This is a genomic window from Clostridioides sp. ZZV15-6597 (genome assembly GCF_020657815.1).
Taxonomy (GTDB): Bacteria; Bacillota; Clostridia; order Peptostreptococcales; family Peptostreptococcaceae; genus Clostridioides.
In genome coordinates, this window is sequence record NZ_JAGWCT010000171.1 from 1 (window position 1) to 5132 (window position 5132).

2 protein-coding genes, 1 tRNA gene, 1 other RNA gene and 1 pseudogene are annotated in these 5132 nt (G+C 26.9%); 4 read left to right on the plus strand and 1 reads right to left on the minus strand.

What is annotated here, in order from left to right:
* The first annotated feature begins 101 nt into the window (after window positions 1-101).
* Window positions 102-176 (plus strand) — tRNA-Thr (locus KGF52_RS20195).
* 203 nt (window positions 177-379) lie between these two features.
* On the opposite strand, the gene srtB is transcribed toward KGF52_RS20195, so the two are convergent.
* Window positions 380-1063 carry a class B sortase gene (gene srtB, locus KGF52_RS20200; protein ID WP_227830347.1) on the minus strand — a complete coding sequence of 228 codons (684 nt, stop codon included), beginning with the start codon at window positions 1061-1063 and terminating at the stop codon, window positions 380-382.
* Between the two features lie 134 nt (window positions 1064-1197).
* Here srtB and rnpB point away from each other — a divergent pair.
* The 3 genes and pseudogenes from rnpB to KGF52_RS20215 all read left to right on the plus strand — a co-directional run.
* Window positions 1198-1532: RNase P RNA component class A (rnpB, locus tag KGF52_RS20205), an RNA gene on the plus strand.
* 276 nt (window positions 1533-1808) lie between these two features.
* On the plus strand, window positions 1809-4328 hold the full coding sequence (locus tag KGF52_RS20210; RefSeq protein ID WP_227841414.1) for an SPOR domain-containing protein: 2520 nt from the start codon (window positions 1809-1811) through the stop codon (window positions 4326-4328).
* Window positions 4329-4450: 122 nt separating this feature from the next.
* Window positions 4451-5132, plus strand: a pseudogene (locus KGF52_RS20215) (hypothetical protein); the annotation flags it as partial.

The following is a 5132-nucleotide window of genomic DNA, read 5'->3' on the forward strand; positions in this document are numbered from 1 at the left end:
CTAATAGGTCGAGGACTTGACCAATATTTATTTGATGTTCATTAATTAAAATATATATGCAGTTTTTAGAGTGTTAATTTAACTCATAATAGGATAAGTGTGCTGGTGTGGCTCAACGGTAGAGCAGCTGACTTGTAATCAGCAGGTTGTAGGTTCGATTCCTATCACCAGCTCCAGTGAAGACTATGTTAAAAACATAGTCTTTTTTATTGTGTAATATATTTATTCTTTTATATAGTTTATAGAAATAGACAAGAAGTTGATAAATTTAAGTAAGAAATAGCTATACAGATTAAAATAATTATTTTAATCTGTATGTGAATACCTTAACGCAAAATTTTGATTATTTGTGTAAGAATTGGTAGAAAGATATGTATATTTAATTTGAAACTAACTTACCATGGATTACCATTCTAGCATCATCAAATTCATAAGTGCATGTAGAAAGTGTAACTATCTTATCTTTGCTATTTACTTTAATATTTGATTTATGTAATGATTTGGAAGTAATAGCATCTATGTATTTTTGATAGTCTGATTCACTATTAAAGCTTGTTTTTAGATAATCATAATCAGATTCTACAATATAGGCAGAAAATACTTCATATAATAATTCTTTTCCATCCATAGTGATTTTTATTCTATTATTTTCTTTAAAGAAATCATCATCTTTAAACTTATTTAGATTATTAAACATTGTTTTGTTTTTCATATTATGTCCATATACTATAACATTTTGGTCATCCAGAGATTTATTTCTATAATCCATGAATAATGTACCTGAGATAGATTCTTTACCATAAAAGTTTTTGTCAAGATAATAAGAATTATCTTTAGATTGTACAACTGGATAATTTATGTTTGTATTATCAACAGAAAGCCAAAATTTAAAATCTCTGTTTATTTTTGATAAGTCTTCTTTTTTATTTTCTTTTTTCTGAAGTTGAGCAGATGTTTTAGTATCATAGTTGTATTTGTTAAGTTTTAAGTATATATTAAATCCACTGTAGATTATTACTAATATTAGTATAATATTAATTATTACCCTATATAATTTTTTCAATATTCCACCTCAAATCATAAATAATAGTTTATATACCTATATTACACTATTTTTGAAGAAATTTAAATTTTTAGTATAATATTACTTTGACATACTTAAGGATTTATGATAATATAGCTAAGTAAAATGAATATTAAGTAAGCCAGATAATCGCATGTAATTTTACATGAGGAAAGTCGGAGCTCCATAGAGCAGGGTGCTAGGTAACACCTAGTGGGAGCAATCCTAAGGATAGTGCAACAGAAATAAACCGCCACTTATGTGGTAAGGATGGAAAGGCGAGGTAAGAGCTCACCAGCAGCTAGGCGACTAGTTGGCTATGTAAACCCCACCTGGAGCAAGACCAAGATAGGAATAAAGAGTGCTGCTCGTACTCTCCGGTAGGTAGGTCGCTTGAGCTTATTGGTGACAATAAGCCTAGAAAGATGATTATCTAATACAGAACTCCGCTTATAGACTTGCTTAATTTTTTCGATAGGTAAAACATCAGTTTAAACTGATGTTTTTTTATTTGCAAATTTGTCTAATTTACTTTCAAAATTTTGTGGAATATTGTAATATAAGTTAGTACAGATATTAAAAATGGTATAATATAAGATAGATATAAAAAGAAAAAGTAAAATGATGTAAATAATATGATATTATATAAGATGTAGTAAATTTAGTAACTAATTATTAAAATATCATAATCAAATTAGTAATTTTACATAATGTAAATATCACAATAAAATAATTGATTTAAGGAGTGAAGGTTTTGAGTGAAAATAATATAATAAGAAATACTGTTTTAAATGTCACAGCAAGTTTTTTAAAACAAGAGTCTAAGATAAATGAAAAATTAGAAGGTGTTTTAGAAAAGAAATTTGAAAAAGTAGAATTCAACGAAGCAAAATATGCTGAGCTTTTAAAATTTAATATATTGTTTTATAAAACATTAGCAAGAAATACAGAACCACTTATCGGGAAATGGATAGTAGATAAATACATACCTGAAATAGATGAATTAGAGAAAGACTTAGAATTGACTACAGCTAAATGTAGAAAGTATGTAAATAAGGCAATGAAGGATGGTTTAGACTGTCTAAAAGCCAACGATTTAAGTAGTTTTTTAGCTTATGATAAAATGGACCTATCAGAGAGGCGAAGACGTTTAGAAAAGGATTATAAGGTTCTAAATCTATATAAAGACCTTCTTAATATAACACTTAGAAAGATAAGCTTAGAAAAGAAAGATTGTGCAAGTTTATTTCTTAAGAATCAAGCTGATGCTAAAAGAGAACTAAAAAGAGAAATAATATTCTGTGTAAATAAGATATTAGCTAGTAGCAAAGAGGTAGTACCTAAAAATATAGAAGAAAGTTCTGAACAAAGTAGTGAAGATATAAAAGCAACAGAAATTGAGGATTTACAATTAGGTAAAGATAATTCAGAAAATGATGTTTTATTAAATTCAGTTAAAAAGTCAGAATTAGGAAAAGAACCACAGATAAATGATGTAGAAGCAAAGTTTATGGATAAACTAAATAGTTTAAATGATGAAAGTATATCTCAAACTGTATATAATGAATATAAAAAATTATGTGGGTTAGAAGAACTTCCTTATGTTGAAGGCTATGGTTTTGGTAGAGAAGTTATTAAAGACTTTGTTTGTGCAACAGTTGCATTAGAATTTTTGAAGAGAAGAAATAGAGATCTTATAGAAGGTGCGATGAGACTAACTATAATTGGAGAATTTGGTGCTGAAAATTTTAAGGAATTCATAGATTATGTAATTAAAAATAAAACAGAAATTAGTGAAGATGTTTGGGAAGAAGCACACGTTGTTCTAAAAGATAAATCTTCTGAATTAGAAAATCACGATATTGTATCAAAGAGAACTAGAAAAAATAAAGACATTGATATTGAAGAATATATTTATATGATAAAAAATGCAGATAAAGATGTTTGCTTTAGAAGTAGCATTTCTATAGAAGAAGATACTAAAGAGGAAGATGCTAAAGAAGACGTAATTAATAAGAATGACAATATAGAGAATGTTCTAGAAAATAAAGAAAATATTGAAAAAGAGCATGATGTAAATGAAGAAGAGATAATTGAATCAGAAAATAAAAAGAGTAGAAAAAAAGATAAATTATTTGGATTTATGAAAAAAGAAAGCAAAAAAGAGGAGGTAGTAGAAGTAACTGAAAAAGAAGAAATTAGCCTAGGTAATACTTCTGATGCAGTTACAGATGAACCTAATGAATCTATTAAGGACAATATAGAAAACTTAGAAGAAGTAAGTTTAGAAGAAGAGCGCAATATAAAAATAGAAAAACCAATAAATAATAATGAGTTAGATAAAAAACTATCAGCAAGTAATGAGCCTAAATCTGAAAAAGAAAGTAAGGGATTAGGTGATGAAATATCAAAAGAAGCAGAAGAAAAAAAGGTAGAAAGTGAAAAATCAGTAGTAATACCTATTAACAAGAAAGAAAAAAATAGTAAAAAATCCAAACATTCTCCTAAGTCTAATTCTAAGGAAAAGAAAACAGAAATAAAAAATTATGAATCAAATGAAGAAGATTTTATAGATGATGAAGAGGTTGGTTCTAAAAAAAGCAGATTAAAAGAGACTATTATAGCTATCGTTATAGTGGCAATTGTTGGTGTAGGATACTTTATAACAGTAGGCAATAACAAGAAAAATGATAAAGACAATACACCTCCAAAGGCATCAACTCAGCAACAGGCTAACAACAAACAAACAGAAGAAGAAAAGAAAGCAAAAGCTGAAAAAGAAAAGAAAGAAGCAGAAGAAAAGGCAAAAGCGGAAGAAAAAGAAAAAGCTGAAAAGAAAGCAAAAGAAATGGAAGCATATAAAGATGGTAAAGGTGTATATTATACTGTCTATGCAGGTTCACTTAAAGTTGAAGCAACAGCAAAAGAAACAGCAAAAGAATATGAAGCTAAAGGTATTTCTTCAACAATAGTTCAAGAGAATGGATATTATAAAGTGAAGATAGGTGATTATTCTGAATATGGAGAAGCACAAGAAAAATGTAATGAATTAGCTAAGAAATCTATTGATACATATATAGCGATGTATGATAAGTACTATGATTATAAATTAGAAGATTTGAAAGAATCAGCTCCTTCATTAAGTGCTGAAGAACTTAGACAAAAATATGAAGATTTAAGAAGTGAGTTAAGAAATAAATCTGGATATCGTGAATATGTTAAACATTTAGATAAACTTTATGAAGAAATAGTTGAAGGTGCTTAGGATATTTATAAAATAAGGACAAATTATGTCTCAAAATAAAAAGTATTAAAAAATATTATTTATTTTGAGGCATTTTGTCCATCTTTAGAAAATAATTATAATTTTGTTTAGGCGGTGAAGGTATGTTGAAATTAGGAGAAAAAATTATATATGAGCTTTCAGACGGATTTGAGCTTAGTGGTATCAGTAGATATTCAAAAGAATCTAAAAAACTTCATATAACAAATTTAGGTAATATTATAATCAGCAAAGCAGATGAAGTTAATGATGAATCAGGGGTAAAATATATATATAGTTTTTCAGATAATAAAAAAAAGTTAGAAGCAGTTTTAGAAGGTTCTCAAATAATTATTTATGGAGATAACTTGCCTTTTTATATAAAAAGTGAGAATTCAAGTAAGAATGTTACAGCAAGTTTAACTATGAAAATAACTCTAGATGAATATGATTTAATCTGTAAGAGCCAAAGAGAATTTATATTTTATTTAAAAGACAACATGACTATCTTGAGTTTAGATGATAATAAATTTTATATGGGTGGAATTAATAAAGATAACGAAAAGTTTATATTTATCAGTGGAAAAAATAGATTTGAAATAAACTTTGATGATATAGAAAGATATATTTTAGAAGATAAGAAAGTTTCTCTAAAGGGTTATTTTCATATGGAAAGAGAAGGTCTTATAGTAAGGTCTGTTTCTATATTTAATAATAATATAGAAAATATAGTTCCAGCCGATTTAAGTGAGAGAGTTAAAAATAATAAGAAAATAGGAAATCTTCCTAAAGATTGTGATATAGTAT